Below are 19666 nucleotides of genomic sequence, written 5' to 3'. Positions count from 1 at the left end.
TCAATGCGGTTGCAGCCCTCCTCCACCGCGGCGATGGAGTTGGCCACGCCGAGGCTGAGGTTGTGGTGGGCGTGGATGCCGGTTTCGGTCTCGGGCTTGAGCACGGCCTTCACCGCGCGGAAACGCGCCCGGATGTCGTCCATGTTCATGGCGCCGCCGGAATCGACCACGTAGATGCAGGTGGCACCGTAGCTCTCCATCAGCTTGGCCTGCTGCGCGAGGCCTTCCGGCGTCTGCATATGGCTCATCATCAGGAAACCGACCGTGTCCATGCCCAGCTCGCGGGCGTACTCGATGTGTTGCTTGGAGACGTCCGCTTCGGTGCAGTGGGTGGCCACGCGCACGACGCGGGCGCCGGCGGTGTAGGCGTTCTTCAGGTCGTGAATGGTGCCAATCCCTGGCAGCAGCAGCGTGGCGATCTTGGCGTGGTTGACCACATCCGCTGCCGCTTCGATCCATTCCAGGTCGGTGTGGGCGCCGAAGCCGTAGTTGAACGACGAACCTTGCAGGCCGTCGCCGTGGGCCACTTCGATGGAATCGACTTTCGCCATGTCCAGGGCCGCGGCGATGGCGCGCACATCCTCCAGGGAATACTGGTGGCGGATCGCGTGCATGCCATCGCGCAGGGTCACGTCGGAGATATAGAGTTTCTGGCTCATGCCGAGGCCCCCATTGCTTGCGCCATGCGCTCGGCAGTGGCCAGCGCGGCGGAGGTCATGATGTCGAGGTTGCCGGCGTAGGCCGGCAGGTAGTGGGCGGCGCCTTCGACTTCGAGGAACACCGAGGTCTTCAGGCCGCTGAAGCGACCGTGGCCGGGAATGTTCAGGTCGCGGACCTCATCGAACTGCACCTTCTGCTTCAGGCGGTAGCCGGGGACGTAGGCCTGCACGGCAGCCGCCATTTCCTCGATGGACGCTTCGACCTTCGCCTGTTCCACGGCTTCGGAAAGGACATAGACGGTATCGCGCATGATCAGCGGCGGCTCGGCCGGGTTCATGATGATGATCGCCTTGCCCTTGGCCGCGCCGCCGATCACTTCGATGGCCTTGCTGGTGGTCTCGGTGAACTCGTCGATATTGGCGCGGGTGCCGGGGCCGGCGGATTTGCTGGCGATGGAAGCGATGATCTCCGCGTAATGCACCTTGGCCACGCGGGACACGGCGGCCACCATCGGAATGGTCGCCTGCCCACCACAGGTCACCATGTTCACGTTCAGTGCCTGCAGGTGCTGCTCCAGGTTGACCACCGGCACGCAATAGGGACCTATTGCGGCCGGGGTCAGGTCGATCACGCGAAGGTTGGGCTTGTGGCCCCGAAGGAATGCATCGTTCTTCACGTGGGCGCCGGCGGAGGTGGCATCGAAGACGAAGTCGATCTCGTCGAAGATCGGCAGGCGGGTCAGGCCTTCCACGCCTTCGTGGGTGGTGGCCACGCCCATTCGTGATGCGCGGGCCAGACCGTCGGAGGCCGGGTCGATGCCGACCATGGCGGCCATTTCCAGGTGCTGCGCGTTGCGCAGGAGCTTGATCATCAGGTCAGTGCCGATGTTGCCGGAGCCGATGATGGCGACTTTGCGTTTCTGGCTCATGGTCTTCTCTTAGCTCGGTAGAAAGACAGCATCTGGGGTGGCGCTGAAGAAATGGGTAGAGACGCTTCCAATTCCCTCAATGGTGGCGGTGAATCTGTCCCCCTCCTTCACGGGAATCATGGGGCCAAGAGCGCCAGTCAGGATCAGGTCCCCAGCGAGGAGGGGCGTGCCGAGTGACGCCATTTTGCGAGCCAGCCAGACTGCGGCATTCAGCGGGTGCCCAAGGCACTCCCGCCCTCTGCCGCTGGACACTTCCTGCCCGTTCAATGTCATCCGCATCTGACAATCGAGCAGGTCCAACCCTTCCAGCCGACGAAGCGGGCCACCTAGCACATAGGCGCCACAGGAGGCATTGTCAGCGACGGTGTCGACATAACGGATGTCCCAGTTGCGAATGCGGCTGCCGACGATTTCCAGCGCAGGAAGCACCCATCGCACTGCCGCGCATAGCTCATCAAACGTGGTATCTGCCCGAGGCAGGTCGCGCCCCAGGACCAGGGCGATCTCGGCCTCGATCTTTGGTTGCATCACACGCTCGATTGCGATGCCCTGTTGTTCGCCGTAGCACATATCGGCGAACAGGGTCCCGAAGTCGGGCTGATCGACCCCAAGTTGGGCTTGCACCTTGGGATTGGTGAGACCAATTTTGCGGCCAACGATCCGGCGCCCCGTGCTTTGCCAATGCTCAACATTGATACGTTGGATGGCATAGGCAGCGTCTCCGTTGTCCGAACCAAGCTCGGTGCGCAGAGGTGCAATGGCCTCCCCATGCAGCTCTGCATGGCGCAGATCGGCAGCGAGCCTCTCAAGCACTTCTGAATCGAGGCTCATGCGGATTTCCTCAGCGGCTGTCGTTCAGTTACAGAGCCGGCGAGTGCAGCGGACCAACCGAGTTGACGACCGAGTTCCTCGATAGCGGCATTCAACTCGTCGCCCGATACGACGGCAAAGGCGAACTTGTCTGGCCGGACGATGGCTACAGCGTTCTGTTTTGCGCCTGATCGCTTAAACCACTTGAGCATTTCTTCGCCGACTTCTTCGACCTCAACCAGACCGCTGGGCGTGTGGCGTTGAACATCTTTCCCCTGGGGCCGGCCGCCGAAGGGGAACAGGCTCAGGTAGTTCACCCCCTGCGCGGCGAGCAGTGCACGAGACTGGCCATTGAGGAAGTCCTGAGGGTTCACGCCCAGACCAATAAGCGCAAAGTCCTCGCCCATGAGGCTGTCGAGCAGCACTCTCTTACCCTTGAAGGTTCGGACATGGGGTTGGGGAACCATCTTTCCTTCGACGGATCGACGACCGCGGCGCGGTATGCCCAGGTAGGTGCCGGCCTTATAGGTTGGCGTCGGTTTGAAGCCACCTTCACGAATCCACTTGCCGATGACCGGGGTGGCCTGCAACGTTTTGGCAGTGATGTTTCGCAGGGCCGCCTTCACTGGATGGGCCATCGAAACGAAATCCTTCATCACGACCGAAATGTCGATCATCGCTTTGGCGTGGTGGTAGCGTTCCCGACTATAGGTATCCAGAAGCTGATCACCCGCCCTGCCTTTAAGGACAGCGTCGAGTTTCCAGGCCAGGTTATAAGCGTCGCGTACACCCGAGCTCATGCCTTGGCCCATGAACTGCGGCGTCATGTGCGCCGCGTCACCCGCGAGCAGCACACGTCCCCGGCGCCATTCCTGAGCGACCAGGGCGTTGAAGGTGTAAACGAGGCGTCGCTTGACGTCGAATTTATCCGGATCGACGTGACGACTGATGAGCTTGCGGACGGTTGCCGGGTCCTCCATGTACTCCTTGGTCTGGCCGGGCATGAGCATGAACTCGAAGCGATGGAATCTTCCCGGCTGCGGACAACTGACGGTGGGGCAGATGGGGTCGCAGACGAAGTTGAAGTAGGGGATGTGTCGCAGAGCTTCCTCACCCTCTTTAAGCTCCAGGTCGACGACCAGCCACGGCTCCGGGAAATTCTTGCCGTCCATCTTGATGCCGAGCGACTCGCGCACGGTGCTTCGACCGCCGTCGGCGCCGACCAGATAGCGAGCTCGAATGATCTGGGGGTCTACGTCAATTTCGTGCTCGCTACGCGCGTCGCTGCTTTCACTGAAGCGGAAGGTCCGCGTGGCCTGGTGAGTGACGGTCACCCATTCATCGTTTTGTTCAAAGGCGGTGAGTTCCCGGCCTCGTCGAATCTGGACATTGGGGTAGCGCTGGAGAAGATCGGTCAGGCGTGTTTCCATCCAGGGCTGATACAAGAAGTTGATCACGGGCCAACCGAACGGACGTTTCAACTGCCAGTACTGGCCAAGCACGCGACCATCGGCGAAGGTCCACTGGGCTGGCGTGTCGATCTGCATGTCTTCTGCAAGTTCGTCTGCAACGCCGGCGGACTGCATGATTCGCATGCATTCATCGTCGGTGTATACGGCCCGAGCATTTCCATAGAAGGTTGGCTCACGCTCCAGCACGATGACCGACAGACCGCGTTTACCCAGCAGGTGCGCCAAGGTGGCACCCGTTGGGCCCAGGCCCGAAATCACGACATCAACGGTTTCGCCATGCAGCTTCTTGTTATTGTCCATCTCCAGCGCGTCTCCCTAGAGCGGTGAATATTCAGTGTTGAAAAGCGAGCGGAAGCCGCGACCGAAATTGCCCAGGTTGGTGGTCAGCTTTTTCCAGCGGGTTTGCTTTTCGGGCTTGTGGCCCCAGAGGCTGATGCCCTTGTAGGAAGTCGTGCGCCACGTTTCTTCATTGACTTCCAAGGCATTCCATCCGAGCTCCATTTCGAAGCCTGAAGGGGTCATTACGTAGAAGGACTGCTCGCGATCATTGGGGTGCTCCCCGATCTCATGCGCCATTTCGAAGCCCAACTTGCGGCAGCGGAGGAAAGCGTCAGTGAGCCCACTGACGGACGTCGTCAACAAATTCATGTGCTGAATTCGAGTACGAATCGGGTCCATGGGCAGGTCTTTGACGACGGCAATCGCAATCGAGTGATGCCGTGGATTCACCCGGAAGAAGTCGATGTCCAGCGTGACGCCCGCGATGCGTTCAACGATGTGATCGCTGTGGCGTGCATCGAAGACTTCCTGCCAGAAGCGCCGCATCTGTTCGGGCTTTCGAGATGTGATCGCCAGGTGCCCCATCCCCATCTCTCCAGTTATGAATCCGGGACTAAGCATCTCGAGAGGGCCATCGTCAGTGAGCGGCTCGATGAACAACTCGACCGCAAGCCGTTTCGGGCCGATGACTTCCCAGAACTCACGGACACCCCGCTCGGCGGCTTGGCTTGCAGACCCTCGCGTTGCCTCGATCCCGAGCTTTTTCAGGCGCTGAAGCACCTCATTCAGCGTGTCCTTGTCACGAAGCTGCCAGCCAACGGCGACGAGGTCTTCGGCTGCGCCGCGCTTCACAATGATCCGCCGCTGGTGCTGGTCCATGCGGTAGGCCAATACCTCTGAGTCAGCCTGCGCTTCGTGCAAGCCGATGCCAGCCTTGAGCAGGGCTCGCCAGCGATCCATCCGCTCGGATTCGATAACCGCATAGCCCATGCTACTGGCGCCGAAGATGTCCTGAGCCATATCGATATCCTCCACTCAGGCCTTAGGCGTGTTCACTGCCAGGAAGGAGGTGCTGATGGCATTGAACTGATCGGCACGTTCCCATTGCACCCAGTGGCCGGTCTTGGCGAAGAGGTACAGATCGCAGTTGGGCATGCGCTTGAGGAGGGTGGCGCCACCGCTGGGGCGATTCACGAGATCTTCCGTACCCCAGAGGACCAGAGTCGGTACCTGGCAGGTTTTCAGTCGATGGTCGCGAGTGAAGTCCATGCGGATTGCCGCACCGAGGCTCGGTGGGCGTCGCAGCGGGGGCTGCTTTACAACTTCCGGATCAATGCTGGAGCGATAGCGCTCTTCGATCATCGCGTCGGATACCTGGCTCCCGTCATAAACCAGGTAGTCACGGATGAAGTGCGTGATCTTTTCCAGAGAGGGGCCATCGCCGTTGTAGTAGTCCAGCAGCAGCTTGAGTCCGGGGGTAGGGAGGCTCCGCGTAGTGTTGACTCCACCGGGCCCCATGAGGATCAGCCCCGATACACGGCTGGGTGCCTCCAGCGCCATTCGCAGGCCACAGGCGCCCCCAAGCGAGTTGCCGATGATGTGAGCGCTCTTGATGCCAAGCACATCCAGCAGGGCGAGCATGGTGCTGGCAAGGTCGCCGAACGGGTCGTCGCGATTCACGCCTTTGGACGACTTGCCATAACCGGGCATATCCACCACCAGGACGCGGAATCGATCAGCGAGGGCGTCGATGTTGCGCGAGTAGTTGGACAGGCCCGAGGCGCCCGGACCACCCCCGTGGAGCATGAGCACCGGATGTCCAGTGCCTTTCTCGGCTACGAATATCTGGCGCTTGCCGACCACGACACTGCGGGTCTGCAGCTCGGAAATGGTTTCTTTCATGTTCACTGCGTTGCTCCTGTTGTTATGGAGGCCTGTCGGCACGTTTCGAAGCATGGACCTACTTTAGGTCAATAATGTCTACTTGTGAACGGTAGTGTTCAATTAATGGCAAGATTTTCCCAAGGACCGTTTCTCGGAAAGGGGATGGCGACGCTAGCGCACGCCGGAATTGCGCAAGGCGGTGGGGGTGTAATCGGCGGCGCTGGCCTTGAAGCCGAATTCGACTCCGGTTTTTTCTTCGTTGGTCATCCCGGAGACCAGATAGCGGCCGTTGATCAAGTCGTACAGCGCTTCAACGCCCAGGTAGGGGATCTGTTTGTCATACAGCGGCGTCATCGAGCTTTCGCCCACTCGCCAGAGCGTGCCCCTGCCGTCGTAGTGCTCCGCAACCATCGCTTGCCAGGTGTCTTCGTCGATATACAGGACGCGCTTGGCATAAATGTGGCGCTCGCCGGGCTTGAGCGTCCCCTCGACAACCCACACGCGATGCTTCTCGTAACGGACCAGATCCTGGTTCATGTGACCGGGCTGCAGGATGTCGCTGTATTTGTGGGCTGGTGATTCGAGCTCGAAGTTGTTGTATGGGACATAGAGCTCGCGCTTACCGAGCAGCTTCCACTCGTAGCGATCTGGAGCGCCGTTGAACATGTCCAGATTGTCCGCAACGCGCTGGCCATCAGACGCAGGGTAGGGCCCGTCGTAGGCGATTTGGGGGGCCCGGCGCACACGACGCTGACCCGCGTTGTAGATCCACGCCATCCGGGGCTCTTTGACCTGGTCCAGTGTCTCGTGAACGAGAACGACGTCGCCGGCAAGCCGTGCGGGCGCGGTTACCAACTGCTTGTAGTAGAAGAGCACGTTGCTCTCCTTGCCGGGATCGAAGTCACTGAGCTGATCGCGATAGGTGAATTGCTGCTTGAAGTGAACCGGAGTGAAGGTGCCATTGGCGGTCGGCACGGCTTGCACATGATTGCGCTGGGCGCTTCCGCCGCGGTAACGGGTGATATGGTTCCAGAGAACTTCGATGCCGCTCTGGGGAATAGGGAAGGGGATTGCCGTCTGGAAATCCTGCAGGCCGTTCCCGCCACCCACGAGGCTCGTCTTGCGAGCATTACCGGCGATAGCCTTGAACACTGCGTCCGGGTATGTCGCCGTGCGATGTGTCGGGTAGATGTTCATGTGATAGTCCGGATAGCGCTTGAACATTGCTTGCTGGCCGGCTGAGAGGTTGGAGGCGTATTGGTTCAGGTTTTGTGCAGTGATGGTGAATACCGGCCTTTCACTGCCAAAGGGATCGCTGAGGCGACCATTCGTCCCACGTTGGCCCGCAGTAGTCGGCAAGCCACCAGTCCATTGGGGGATGCTGCCGTCGGCGTTGGCTGCCTTCTCTGCCCCCATTGGGGTGAGACTCGTGCCGAGCTTTTGTGCCTCGGCTTCGGAGACAGCGGCAATGGCGTGGAGTGGCATGGACAGAGCTGCGCCAAGCAGCGCAATACGCAAGGAGGCATTTTTCATTGTTGTTCTCCGTTAGAAGGAAACGCCGACGCTCAGCGCGACGAAGTCTCTGTCGACGTTGACGTTGTAATCACCGCCGAAGAAGTTGGTGTACGAGAGGCTCGCGTTATAGGTGTTCAGGTAGGTGGCATCGAGGCCAATGCTTACGGCCTTGGAGCCTTCGTTGAAACCAGGCTCGGGACCGTAGCCGTCAACGTCGTGCGACCAGGCCAGGTTCGGCTTGAGCTCCAGCCCCTGGATGACGTTGGAGTACTCCCAGATGGCTCGCGCGCGGTATCCCCAAGCATCTGAAGTGGTGAAGCCATCGTTGGTGCAGTACTCCGGAGTGGCGCTGGTGGACGTACACACGCTGTTGTCCGGGTAGATCGCGCCGCCTCCATAGGCAGTGCTCCGCCCGTACCGCACACCACCTCGGCCTTCAAGTCCGCCGACGTGCACGTATCCGACCTCGCCGATCAGCGTCAGGCGATCAGCCCCCATTACCTGGTCAAAAAAGTGCGTCGCCGTAACCTGGGCCTGGGTAACCTCTTTGCGCCGATAGCCAGAAATGGCGGTAGAGTTCTGCAGATTGATCGCGCCAGAAGACAACAGTGGGGACAGGGCTGTGACCCCGGTTCCTGCCGTGATCAAGTCGTACGGGTTGATCTGCAGCGGCATGTTGGGGCGATAGCTGACCTCTCCGGCGAGCGTGGTCCCCGTCGGTAGACTGGTACTGAAGCTCAGGCCGTAAAGACGGACATCCTCGGGATAGTCGATGTAGTACTTCGAAGTGCCGAGCCGATAGGCCTGCGCCAGACTCTGGCCTGCCGCCGTCCCCAATACCGCGGAGCATGCAGCGGCCGGGACGCCCAGGTTTCCGCAGAGCTCCGGAGCGAAGCCCGGATCAGCCGCATGAGGGCTGGTTACGGCGCTGATGTAGGGCATGCGGCTGTGGTAGTTCATGAAATAGGCGCCGAACTCGCTGTCCCACTGCGGGGCGAACCAGCGCAGCGCCATTCCCCATTGGCCACTATCGCGCGGGTCATTGTCATGTGCGCGCGGAATCTCGATGCCTTCGCTGGTCAGCTTGATTCCGAACGGGGACAAAGCCTGTTGGGCGAGCGGGTTCTGGTATATGACGGGGCCAACCGGCAGGCCGCCGCAGCCATCGGCAACGACGTCGTTGCCGGAGAAGAAGGTTCCGCAGTTGTCGATGACTGTCTTGTCCCACCCGAACTGGTAGAACATCTCGGTGGAGAAACTCTCGCTCAGGCTTTGAGAGAGATAAAACATGTTGACCGGCACCAGCCCTTCCTTGATCTCCGAGCCAGGGCGGCGGAAGGAGGAGACGTCTATGGGGTTGATGGCGTTGACGCCGCCCTGGATGAAGGTGCTCTCGCCCCAGTTGACCACCTGCCTGCCGACCTTCACGACACCGGGCAGTTCGCGGAGCTCGTAATTGTGGTAGACGAAGGCGTCGAGGAATTCGGCGCCGGCCGATTTGGCCGCCTCTTCGCGGCCACTGTCGCTGATGTTCCTGAAGCGCAGGTCCTCGTCCTTGAGGACGAAGTCGTACCAGTACTTCCCGCGGACGAACACACCGCTATCGCCGTACTTCAGCTCCAGGTCGTGGAGGCCCTTGAACACCCGCGAGATGGCGTCGCCAGAGCGGAAGTTGAGCTTGCCGTCGTCCACGCTGTGGCTGTTCAGCAGCTTGGCCTTGGGGTTCTGCGTCGACCAGCTGGAGCCGATCGACAGCGAGGAGTCGAACTGCCCCTCGATCTCCCCGAGGGTGAAGGTCGCCGCCTGGCTGGTGGGAACGGTCAGGGCATAAAGGGTTAGTGCGGTGGTCAGGCGCAGTGGCCTGAGGTGCAGGGGACTTGCCCTTTTCATGTTTAAGCCTCTTTTTGTTGTTGTCGACTTTTCTGCGGATGAGCATCTTCCCGGCGCCCGTTGATACGGGCACCGCGCAAGGGAATAGCGCAGGGCCGGCGGCGGCTGCCGCGTTAGCTAGGAGGTCGGCGAGCGACTGCTGGCAAGCAGTGGCAGGTGATGGCGGTGAAGGAGTGCTTTCATTGTTGTTGTCTCCTTTCTTCGGGGTGAGCGCCCCCTGCGGCACGCCGGAAGGGCGCGCCGTTCAAGGCAATGGGGGCTCTGCGTTAGTCGAGAGCTGGCAGTACCGGCAACGGCGCGCTGGCGAATGCATGCGCTTCTTCCGGGGGCACCCCTAGCGCGCGCAGCACCAGCTCGGCGGTGTCGGCGCCGGCATCTCTCCAGGTTTTATGGCCTTCGAGCACCAGGGCGATGGCGATCAGCACCGAGCCGGCAAGCATGCCGATTACCGATACCATCTGCTCTGGGCGGAAGCTGTAGCGATGTTTGGACAGGCCATCGAGCACGTCACGTGCCGGGGGGCCATCCCACATTTTTTGCAGCGAGAGGCTGGTGGCCGAGTAGCGCACCAAGAACGCGCCCCAGTGCGGCTCCTCATGGGCTCGCCGGATGTAGAAGCGGATGCCGTTAGCCAGACGCTGGGCCGGGTCCAGATCGGGGGCTGCACTGAGTCCAACCCGTTCGTTCATCTCCGCTGCCAATTGACTCGCGACGTTCTCGAACAGCGAATCCACCGACTCGAGCTTCTTGTAGATGGTGCCGCGTGCAACACCGGCGGTCTGCGCGAGTTCGCTGACGTTGATTTCGTCCATGCGTCGCTCGGCGAAGATGCGGATGGCGGCGTCATGGATGCGTTTTTCGATTGCGCTCATAAAAGGTCCTGTTAACCGTGACTCAGAGTGAACAGTCGTGTTCATCCGGAGTCAAGAGTTATTTGACTGTCCCATGACCGATGAGGGGGCGAAGGGTAGGTGATCTGAATTGACACTTTGTGAACATTGATGTTCATATCTTGCTGGTAGTGTTCTTTTCGCCTGTGTGCCCGGGCGCATGCGCTCGCGGTCATTCGAACTCCACCGACGGGGATAACCATGTCCATCCAGCAAGGGCGCCTAGACGTCCATCATCACATCATTCCGCCAGCTTTCGTTGCCGCAATGGACAAAATGGGTTTGACGAAAGTGGCAGGGGCGCCGTTGCCGAGATGGACGCCGCAGAAGTCCATCGAGGTCATGGACGTCAACGGCATCCAGACCGCGATAACTTCATTGTCGGCTCCCGGGGTGCACTTCGGCGGTGGTGTGGAGCAGGCGCGGGAGCTGGCGCGGCAATGCAATGATTTCGCTGCGCAGATGCGCGAGGACTTTCCAGGGCGATTCGGCAATTTCGCCGTGCTTCCCACCCCTTTCACCGATGCCGCTTGCCGCGAAGCCGTGCGTGCGCTCGATGAACTCCAGGCGGACGGCGTAGTGTTGCTCGGCAGCACCGATGGTGTCTTTCTCGGTGACCCGCGTTTCGAGGAACTGATGGCCGAACTCGATCGCCGCCAGGCTGTGGTGTTCGTCCATCCCAACATGCATGCCACCAGCGAACGGATAGGCTTGCAGACGCCGGGATTCCTGCTCGAGTTTCTCTGCGATACCACCAGGGCGGCGGTCAACCTGATCCTTACCGGAACCCTGGAACGCTTCCCGAAGATCCGCTGGATACTGGCGCACTCCGGTGGTTTCCTGCCTTATGCGGCTTGGCGCATCTCCCTGGCGAACGCCCTGCCGGAGTTCAAGGACCAGGCGCCTCAAGGTGTGATGACGTATGTAAAGCGCTTCTATTTCGACACCGCGCTTTCACCGTCGCGCTATTCGATGGTTGCTTTGAAGGAGCTAGTGGATCCTTCGCACATACTTTTCGGTAGCGACTTCCCGTTCGCGCCAGCGCCGATCACCACGCTGCAATGCCAGACCCTGGACGACAATGGCCTGTGGTCGGAGTCGGTGCAGTACGGCATCGCTCGTGGCCACGCGTTGAGTCTTTTTCCGCAGTATCGGCTGGCCGGGGAGCAGGTTACGCCCGCTCCCATCTATGCCGCGGAAACCTTCCCCGCGCGGATACGGCGAGGTATGGCCAAGCCCCTTGGTGCGCTGGCCGAGCGCATTCGCAACCGCTGAGCCGTTTCCCCCTGTCATTCACCGAGTTGCTCCAGCAATTCCCGGACGATAAATCCGGAGGCTCGCTTCCAGACCTAACGCCTCCTGCGCAGCATCGACCAACGCCTAAGGCCGGCGTATCGCCTGCTGCGCCGTTATCGCAAGATGGCGATAATCTCGTCAACCAAGGTTGACATAAGGCGCACTTTTAGCCACGCTGGGATCCTGTCAATCAAGGTTGACTTGATGGCTGGGCTGCGGCGTTGTCACACCCGTCTTGGTCTGGCCTGTTTTTCAGCCCAGTAGGAGTGCATGGCCGATGCGGGTAGCACCCAGCGCCGGTCCGGACAATCCGGATCGACTTTTCATCGAACAATTCATGGCAGGTGGCTGGCACGACCGGCCGGTTCCCGATAGCCCCCTCGCGCAGCAATTGCGCATGCGCCTGGTGCACGCCGAGCGTGGCAGCGTCGAGGCCTCGTTCTCGGTGGACGAAAGCTTCACCCAGGGCGGGGGGGTGATCCAGGGCGGCATAGTCGCCGCGCTGCTGGACTTCGGTCTGGCTTTCGCCGCCCTGTCCGTGCTGGAGGCAGGGCGCACCGCCGCGACCACCGCGCTGACGGTCAATTACCTACGCCCGGCGCCCCAGGGCGACTACCGCGTCCAGGGGCAGTTGGAGAAGCACGGCCGCTCGCTGATATACGCCAGCGCGCGGTTGTTCTGCAGCCAGGGGCGGCTGGTGGCCACCGCCAGCTCGCCGATGGCGATCGTCGCGATGTAGCCGGTTCGTTGCCTGCCGAGCCCATTCGTTTGTCGTTTGGAGAATCCATGAATAATAACAACAGTTTTTCCGTAACCGGCTTGCCTGCGCCCCTGTCCGCCCACGGCCAGCCTGAACCGGTAGAGGCGGCGGCCCATCGCCTGCTGGCACGGCACGTACCGCGTCACCCGGGGTTACCTGCCACTGCCATCCAGGAAGCCTTGGAGACCAACGCGAAGCGCTTTCCCCACGAGATCGCCATCGACTTCTATGGCGCCACCCTCAGCTACCGGGAGCTGTACGAGCGGGTCCAGCGCCTGGCTGGCTACCTGGTGCAGAACCTTGGCGTGCGCCCCGGCGACAGAGTGCTGCTGGACATGCAGAACAGCCCCGCATTCATTGTCGCCTTCTACGCCATCCTCCGCGCCGATGCCGTGGTAGTGCCGGTCAACCCCATGAACCTCGAAGCTGAGCTGCGCTGGCTGATCGAGGACAGCGGCGCCCGCGTGGTGCTGGCCGCCCAGGACCTCGAAGCGGCATTCTCGGGGCTGCTCCTCCAGGGCGTTTTCGAGCATCTGGTGTTGGCCTGCTACGCCGACGACCTGCCAGCGACTGCGTCCGAACTGGTACCGGCGTTCCTCGCGGAGCCGGCCAGGCAGCCGGCCGGTGCCGCCACCAGCACCCTGGGCCAGGCCCTGCGGCATCCGCCCCTGGCCAGCGTCGCACAACGCTGCGGCGAGGACCTGGCGATGCTCGTCTACACCTCCGGCACCACGGGGCGGCCCAAGGGCTGCATGCTCAGCCACAGGGCGGTCAATGCCCAACTGGTCGCGCTGATGCACTGGAACCACTGGTCCAGCGAGTCGGTGGTCCTGGCTACCGCGCCTTACTTCCATGTCACCGGGATGTGCGCCTCGATGCTCGTCCCCCTGGCCCTGGGCGCCTCTATCGTCCTGTTGCCGCGCTGGGACCGCGAGGTCGCCCTCGACTGGATCGAGACCCGTGGCGTCACCCACTGGACCAGTATCCCGACGATGATCGTCGATCTGCTCGGCGTGGAGGGCCTCGACCGGAGGAACTTCTCGAGCCTGCAGATGATGGGTGGGGGCGGTACCGCGATGCCTGCCGCCGTCGCCGAGCGTCTGCACCAACTGACCGGCCTGCACTACCAGGAAGGCTGGGGCATGACAGAGGTGTGCGGCGCCATCCACCTGAACCCGCCCGGGTGCCCCAAGCCGCAATGCCTGGGCATTCCCTTGTTCGATGTCGATACCCGCGTCCTCTGCCTTGAAAGCGACGCCGAGCAACCCCTGGGGCGGCAAGGCGAAATAGTCACGCGCTGCCCCTCGCTGTTCAGTGGCTACTGGAACAACCCCGAGGCCACCGCGGAGTCCCTGGTCGAGATCCAGGGCAGGCAGTTCCTGCGCACCGGCGACATCGGCTATTTCGACGAGCAGGGCTACCTGTTCATGGCCGAGCGCCTGAAGCGAATGATCAATGTCAACGGCTACAAGGTCTGGCCCAGCGAGGTTGAGAGCCTGCTCTACCACCACCCCGACATCCAGGAAGCCTGTGTGATCGCCGGGCGCGCCGCGGATGGCCGGGAAGCGGTGAAGGCCGTGGTCGTACTGAGGTCGGCCACGAGTGAAGCGCTCGATGCCGAAAGCCTGATGAACTGGTCGCGCCAACAGATGGCGGCCTACAAGATTCCCCGCCTGGTCGAATTCGTCGACGCGCTGCCGAAATCGGCGACCGGCAAGATCCAGTGGCGGGAGCTGCAGAACCTGGAGAACCAACGATGACGCCTTTCAATCCGCCACTTGCCGACCTGCGCTTCGTGATGGAAAACCTGCTGGACCTCGATGCACTCGCCAGCCTGCCGTCGTTCGAGGGAATGGACGCCGGCTTGCTGGCCACAGTGTGCGAGGAGGCCGGCAAGTTCGCTGCCGGGGTCCTGGCGCCGTTGAACCAGCCGGCGGACATCGAGGGCGTGCATTGGAGCCCGGCCGGGGTGAGGACCGCCAAGGGCTTCGACCTGGCCTACCAGCGCTGTATCGAGGCGGGCTGGAACAACGTCGCTGTCCCGGCTGCCCTGGGCGGGCAGGGCCTGCCTTGCGTTGCCTCGTCGGCCATCACGGAAATGTTCATGGCAGCGAACAAGGCCTTTTCCATGTGCCCGGGGCTCACCTTGGGGGCAATAGAGGCCCTGGAGGCCTGTGCCAGCGAGGCGCTGAAGGCACGCTACCTGCCTCCCATGGTCAGCGGTCGCTGGAGCGGCACCATGAACCTCACCGAGCCCCAGGCTGGTTCCGACGTCGGCGCCATCCGCTGCCGTGCTACCCCGGATGGAAGCGGCGGCTACCGCTTGCAGGGGCAGAAGATTTTCATCTCCTGGGGCGAGCAGGACCTGACCGAGAACATCGTGCACCTGGTACTGGCCCGGCTGCCGGACTCGCCGCCGGGGGCCAAGGGCATCTCGCTGTTCCTGGTGCCGAAGTTCCTGGTGAACGAAGACGGCAGCCTGGGCGAACGCAACGATGTGCGCTGCGTGTCGGTGGAGCACAAGCTGGGGATCCATGCCAGCCCGACCTGCGTGATGGCCTATGGTGACGAGGGGGGAGCCTTCGGCCACCTGGTGGGGCAGCCGAATCGTGGCCTGGAGGCCATGTTCGTGATGATGAACCAGGCTCGCCTGACCGTCGGCATCGAGGCGCTGGGTTTGTCCGAACGTGCCTATCAGCAGGCCCTTGACTATGCCCGCCAGCGCCAGCAGGGTGGTGATCTGGCAGGCAATCGCAACGTGCCGATCATCCGTCACCCCGATGTGCGCCGCATGCTCCTTCGCATGCGTGTTCAGACCGAGGCCATGCGTGCGCTGGCGCTGGTGATTGCCCAGGCCCAGGACTTCGCCCAGCAGCATCCGCAACCCGAGGTGCGGGCCGCGCACCTGGGCTTCGTCGAACTGATGACACCGGTGTTCAAGGGCTGGGCGACCGAGACCAGCCTGGAAGTCACCTCGCTGGCGGTGCAGGTGCATGGCGGCATGGGCTTCGTCGAGGAAACCGGAGTCAGCCAGCACTATCGCGATGCCCGTATAGGCACCATCTACGAAGGCACCACGGCGATCCAGGCCAACGATCTGATAGGCCGCAAGATTCTGCGCGACAGCGCCGGGCACCTCGATGGCCTGCTGGCGGACATGCGCGCGGTCGCGGCCGACCTGGCGGAGCACCCTTGCAGCCTCGGGCTACGCCTGGGCACGGCGGTGCAGGCGCTGGAGCAGGCAGCTCGGCAACTGCGCGAGCGCTTCGCGACGGAGCCTGAGCAGGTGCTGGCCGTCGCCGTTCCTTTCCTGATGCTGTTCGGCCAGGTGGCCGGTGGCTGGCAGTGGGGGCGCATGGTGCTGGCGGCGCGGGCGGGCCTGGAGCGCGCCGGCGCGGACCGGGACTTCCTGCGGGCGAAGCTGCTCGCCGGCGAGTTCTATGCCGAGCACATCCTGACCGGCGCGCCGGGCCTGGCTCAGACGGTGTTGCTGCAGCGCTGCCCGTCCCTGGATTGGTCGGAGACGCTGTTCTGATTGGCCGTGCCACGGCCCCACTCACAACAAGAATTGGAATCCGCAATGAAACGTAGACAGGTACTGGTATCCATGGCAACTGCCGCCACCGCCGCCGCTCTTTCCGGGCTTTCACCGGCGCAGGCCGCCTCGCCGAAGAGCACTTCAGGCGCGAAGGCCGCGCGTCGCATCGACACGCACCAACACATAGTCCCGCCCTTCTACGGGCAGTGGCTGGAGTCACGCGGCATTACAGCCGGCGGCCTGCCCATTCCCAAATGGAGCGCGGAAGCCGCGCTGGACCTGATGGATAGCAACGGCATCGAAAGCGGCATCCTCTCGGTCTCCACCCCGGGTGTGCACCTGGGCAATGACGCCGAAGCGAGGGTGAAGGCGAAGGAGGTCAACGAGTACTGCGCCGAGGTAGTGGACAAATACCCCGGGCGCTTCGGTTTCTTCGCCACGCTCACCCTGCCTGACGTAGAAGGCGCCATCGAGCAGGCCGAATACGCGCTGACCCACCTCAAGGCCGATGGCGTGATCTTGCTGGCCAACGTTCGCGGCACCTACGTGGGCACGCCGGAGTGGGACCCGTTGCTGCAGGCGCTCGATCGGCACCAGGCCCGGGTGTTCATCCACCCCTCGGAGCTTCCCGCCCCGGAAGTACCGGGCATTCCGCCCTATGCCGCGGACTTCCTGCTGGATACCACCCGAGCCGCACTGAACCTGGCCAAGCGTGGCTGCCTGGAACGCTACCCGAACCTGAAGATCATCCTGTCTCATGCCGGCGGCTTCGTGCCCTATGCGGCGGAGCGCATGGCGCGTATCTGCTCGGCGGACGGCTCTACGGAAGGCGGCATCCGTCGCTTGCGCCAGTTCTATTTCGACACTGCGCTTTCCAGCAGTGCCTACGCGCTGCCGGCATTGCTGGCTTTCGCCAAGCCGGAGAACATCACCTTCGGCAGCGACTGGCCCTATGCCAACAAGGAGCGCTCCAGCCACTTCACCGGCCTGCTCGATGCATACGGCTTCACCGACGCTCAGCGCAGCGCCATCAATCGCGACAACGCATTGCGCTTGTTCCCGCGCCTGGCCTGAGCCAGACAGAAGCCGCCGGGGCCTGAGCCCCGGCGGCTTTCTTTTGTGCCCCACCCGGGGGCGTCTTCACCAGAGCTTGAAACTGTAGTCGATGTTGATCCGAGTCTGGTTCACATCGCGGGCGAAGCTGCTGTGGTAGGAACTATTGCGTACGTTGAAGGCCACTCCGCGTAGCGGGCCTTCCTGTACCACGTAGGAAAGCTGCAGGTAGCGTTCGCTTTCATGAGCATCGCCGGACTGCAGGGCGGGTATGTCTATGTTGTCGCCGCGCAGGTAGCGCAGCCGGGCGCTCAGGCCGGGAAAGCCAATGGCGCTGAAGTCGTACTGGTAGTTCAGCTGCCAGTGGCGCTCGTTGCGGTTGACCATGTCGCTGACCAGGGCGCCTTCGCTGTGAACGCTCAGCACCGTGCCGGAAATGCCCGGCATTCCGGTGTCGCCACTGACGCGGTAGTAGCCCGCGCCCAGGGTATGTGCCCCCACCGACCAGTTGCTCATCAGGCCGATGTACTGGCTGTCCACACGGCCAGCGTTGGCTTTCCCATCCTCGCCGCTGTCGTAGAAGCGGATGTCGTGCTTCAGCTGGCCCAACGGCAGGGGCTGGGCGATGGTCGCCCCCAGGTAGTCCTGGCGGTAGATGTCCTCCAGTCGGCTGTGATAGTAGCTGAGCCTGATGCCCTTGGCCGGGGTGTACTCTGCGCCGAGATAATCGAAGCGGTCCGCCTCGGCGGCCTTCTGGAAGCGGCCGAAGGGCGAGGCCATCTTCATCTTCTCGAAGCGGTCGTCGTCACGGCCCATGATGCGGTCGAGGCTCGACAGGGTGAAGGTCCAGCCCTCCAGGTCACGGGAGCTCAGTTCGGTACCGCGGAACACCGGCGAGAACATGCGTACCGGTGGCGTGATCAGCACCGGCACCATGGGGCTATGGCCGCCGACCTTCAATTCGGTTCGGCCCAGGCGCAGTTTTGCGGTTGCCACGCCCTTGCTGTAGCCGGATTGCGCCCGGCCCTCGTCGGTGCGCTTGAGCAGGCCGGTGCCGCTGCGCCCGGGGGCGGAATCCAGGCGCAGGGCGCTCATCCCCAACAGGTCGAAGCCCAGCCCGAGCGGGGTGTCGCTGTAGCCGGAGCGGAAGTCGAGAATCGCGCCCTGGGCCCATTCGCGTTGCCGAGACACAGGCTGGCCGATGGTAGGTGCATTGCGATAGTCGGAGTCGAAGTAGTAGTTGCGCAATTGCAGACTGGCGCTGCTGTCGCCGAAGATCTCGGCGACAGCAGGCAAAGGGCTGGCGAAGACGAGCGCCAGGGGCAGGGTACAGGAACGCAGTGGATTCATGGGGGGGCCTTTTGTCTTTCTTGTGGGCGAACGGGCCCCACGCGCCGATGTGGTCAGCGCGCGAAGCTTTTCAGGGGGATCGCGGGCCTGGATCAGGCCGTGGCGGCTGGTGTCGCTTGCGGCCGCCGCAGCATGAAGGCGGCGAGCAGGGCGGCGATGAGCACGCAGGGCAACGCTGCCACCAGTACCGCGCCGGACCCCAGCCCCTGCAGCAGCAGGTGGCCGACCAGCAGTGGGCCGAGCATGGCGCCCAGGCGCCCGCAGGCCACTGCGCAGCCCAGTCCGGTGGAGCGGATGGCGCTGGGATAGACCACCGTCGCCAGGGTGTAGAGCACCAACTGGCCACCGATGGTGAAGAAGCCGGCCAGCGCGCCCGCCGGCAGCAGCAGCTCGTAGCTGCCGGCCAGGCGCAGGCAGAGCAGCGCCATGAGGATGCCCAGGTACATCAGGCCTACCACCTTCCCGGCGCGCCAGCGGTCCAGCAGGCTGCCGAGCACCAGCGAACCGGCGGCCGCGCCCAGGCCGAAGCCGGCCTGCACCCGCACGGCCTGTTCATGGCTGAGGCCTTGCCCCATCAGCAGGCTGGGCAGCCAGTTGAGCAGGATGTAGACCACCATCAGCGTAAAGAAGAACACCACCCACATCAGCAGCGTGGTGCCGCTGCGTTGCGGACCGAACAGCGCCGCCATGGAGGGCTGCTGCACGTCTTCCCGGCCTGCGGCGCGGTTGCGCTCGAAGGCCGACGACTCCGGAAGCAGCAGGTAGAGCAGCGGCACCAGCACCAGGGGGGCGATGCCGCCGACATAGAACACGGTGCGCCAACTGGCGGCCACGCCTTCCATGCCCAGCACCGTAGCCAGCACCCCACCTAGCGGCATACCGCAGAACATCAGGCTGACGGCACGCCCGCGGTGCCGATCGCTGGCCGCTTCGGCGGTCAGTGCGATCAGCGTGGGCAGTGCCGCGCCCAGGCCGATACCGGTCATCAGGCGGGCCAGCAGCAGGCTTGGCAGGTTCCAGGCGAAGGCAGTGAGTAGCGAGAACAGACCGAAGACGCCTATGGCGGCGAGCAGCACGATGCGACGACCGTGGCGATCGGCGAGCACGCCGCCGAGCAGCGAGCCGGGTAGCAGGCCGAGAATGCCGGCGCTGAACACTGCGCCCAATTGCTGGGGCGACAGGCTCAGCTCCTGGCGCAGGCCGGAGGCGGCTATGCCGGCCGATTGCAGGTCCAGCCCTTCGAGCAGGGCGACACAGAAGCACAACGAGATGGTCAGCAGCGCACGTGCCGACACGGGGGGATTGCCCATGAAACTATCCTTTTCTTGTGGGTTTTTTCAG

The 19666-nt window shown here is 62.9% G+C and carries 15 protein-coding genes and 1 pseudogene; 5 read left to right on the top strand and 11 right to left on the bottom strand.

The features are described 5' to 3' along the window. The 9 genes and pseudogenes from mhpE to CHC02_RS26920 form a co-directional block, all read right to left on the bottom strand. Positions 1-659 (bottom strand): annotated as a pseudogene (gene mhpE, locus CHC02_RS26960) (4-hydroxy-2-oxovalerate aldolase); the annotation flags it as partial. After that, positions 656-1588 carry an acetaldehyde dehydrogenase (acetylating) gene (locus CHC02_RS26955; protein WP_089394458.1) on the bottom strand — a complete coding sequence of 311 codons (933 nt, stop codon included), beginning with the start codon at positions 1586-1588 and terminating at the stop codon, positions 656-658. The pseudogene mhpE and the gene CHC02_RS26955, both read right to left, overlap by 4 nt. A gap of 9 nt (positions 1589-1597) precedes the next feature. Further along, a complete protein-coding gene (gene mhpD, locus CHC02_RS26950) occupies positions 1598-2419 on the bottom strand; it encodes a 2-keto-4-pentenoate hydratase (RefSeq protein ID WP_089394457.1) in 822 nt (273 codons plus the stop codon). Beyond that, positions 2416-4170: a bifunctional 3-(3-hydroxy-phenyl)propionate/3-hydroxycinnamic acid hydroxylase MhpA gene (gene mhpA / locus CHC02_RS26945; RefSeq protein WP_089394456.1), complete on the bottom strand. Its 1755-nt coding sequence runs from the start codon at positions 4168-4170 to the stop codon at positions 2416-2418. Before mhpA ends, mhpD begins: the two co-directional genes overlap by 4 nt. Before the next feature lie 15 nt (positions 4171-4185). Beyond that, positions 4186-5169: a VOC family protein gene (locus tag CHC02_RS26940; RefSeq protein ID WP_089394455.1), complete on the bottom strand. Its 984-nt coding sequence runs from the start codon at positions 5167-5169 to the stop codon at positions 4186-4188. A gap of 15 nt (positions 5170-5184) precedes the next feature. Next, a complete protein-coding gene (locus tag CHC02_RS26935) occupies positions 5185-6051 on the bottom strand; it encodes an alpha/beta fold hydrolase (protein WP_089394461.1) in 867 nt (288 codons plus the stop codon). 153 nt (positions 6052-6204) lie between these two features. Next, positions 6205-7566: a DUF1329 domain-containing protein gene (locus CHC02_RS26930; protein WP_089394454.1), complete on the bottom strand. Its 1362-nt coding sequence runs from the start codon at positions 7564-7566 to the stop codon at positions 6205-6207. A gap of 12 nt (positions 7567-7578) precedes the next feature. Beyond that, positions 7579-9438 carry a DUF1302 domain-containing protein gene (locus CHC02_RS26925; protein WP_089394453.1) on the bottom strand — a complete coding sequence of 620 codons (1860 nt, stop codon included), beginning with the start codon at positions 9436-9438 and terminating at the stop codon, positions 7579-7581. 266 nt (positions 9439-9704) lie between these two features. Then, entirely contained in the window at positions 9705-10310 is a 606-nt protein-coding gene (locus tag CHC02_RS26920; protein WP_089394452.1) for a TetR/AcrR family transcriptional regulator, read from the bottom strand. Positions 10311-10529: 219 nt separating this feature from the next. Between CHC02_RS26920 and CHC02_RS26915 the strand changes: the two genes are divergently transcribed. From CHC02_RS26915 to CHC02_RS26895, 5 genes are all read left to right on the top strand, one after another. Continuing rightward, positions 10530-11603, top strand: a complete 1074-nt coding sequence (locus CHC02_RS26915; protein WP_089394451.1) for an amidohydrolase family protein — start codon at positions 10530-10532, stop codon at positions 11601-11603. 298 nt (positions 11604-11901) lie between these two features. After that, a complete protein-coding gene (locus CHC02_RS26910; RefSeq protein WP_089394450.1) occupies positions 11902-12363 on the top strand; it encodes a PaaI family thioesterase in 462 nt (153 codons plus the stop codon). A gap of 92 nt (positions 12364-12455) precedes the next feature. After that, positions 12456-14144 (top strand): long-chain-fatty-acid--CoA ligase, encoded by a 1689-nt coding sequence (locus CHC02_RS26905; protein WP_425320254.1) that lies wholly within the window; start codon positions 12456-12458, stop codon positions 14142-14144. Further along, positions 14141-15919, top strand: coding sequence for an acyl-CoA dehydrogenase family protein (locus CHC02_RS26900; protein WP_089394448.1), 1779 nt, complete (start codon positions 14141-14143; stop codon positions 15917-15919). Before CHC02_RS26905 ends, CHC02_RS26900 begins: the two co-directional genes overlap by 4 nt. Before the next feature lie 45 nt (positions 15920-15964). Beyond that, positions 15965-16996, top strand: a complete 1032-nt coding sequence (locus tag CHC02_RS26895; RefSeq protein WP_244906821.1) for an amidohydrolase family protein — start codon at positions 15965-15967, stop codon at positions 16994-16996. 66 nt (positions 16997-17062) lie between these two features. Here CHC02_RS26895 and CHC02_RS26890 read toward each other — a convergent pair whose 3' ends face one another. Together CHC02_RS26890 and mhpT are read right to left on the bottom strand one after the other, a co-directional pair. Beyond that, positions 17063-18325 carry an OprD family outer membrane porin gene (locus tag CHC02_RS26890; protein ID WP_089394446.1) on the bottom strand — a complete coding sequence of 421 codons (1263 nt, stop codon included), beginning with the start codon at positions 18323-18325 and terminating at the stop codon, positions 17063-17065. 92 nt (positions 18326-18417) lie between these two features. After that, a complete protein-coding gene (mhpT, locus tag CHC02_RS26885) occupies positions 18418-19635 on the bottom strand; it encodes a 3-(3-hydroxy-phenyl)propionate transporter MhpT (protein ID WP_089394445.1) in 1218 nt (405 codons plus the stop codon). Positions 19636-19666 lie beyond the last annotated feature (31 nt).

Source organism: Pseudomonas delhiensis, from assembly GCF_900187975.1.
GTDB classification, from domain to species: domain Bacteria; phylum Pseudomonadota; class Gammaproteobacteria; order Pseudomonadales; family Pseudomonadaceae; genus Pseudomonas; species Pseudomonas delhiensis.
Note: the sequence above shows the minus strand (reverse complement) of the source record. Positions and strands in the feature narration are given on the sequence as shown.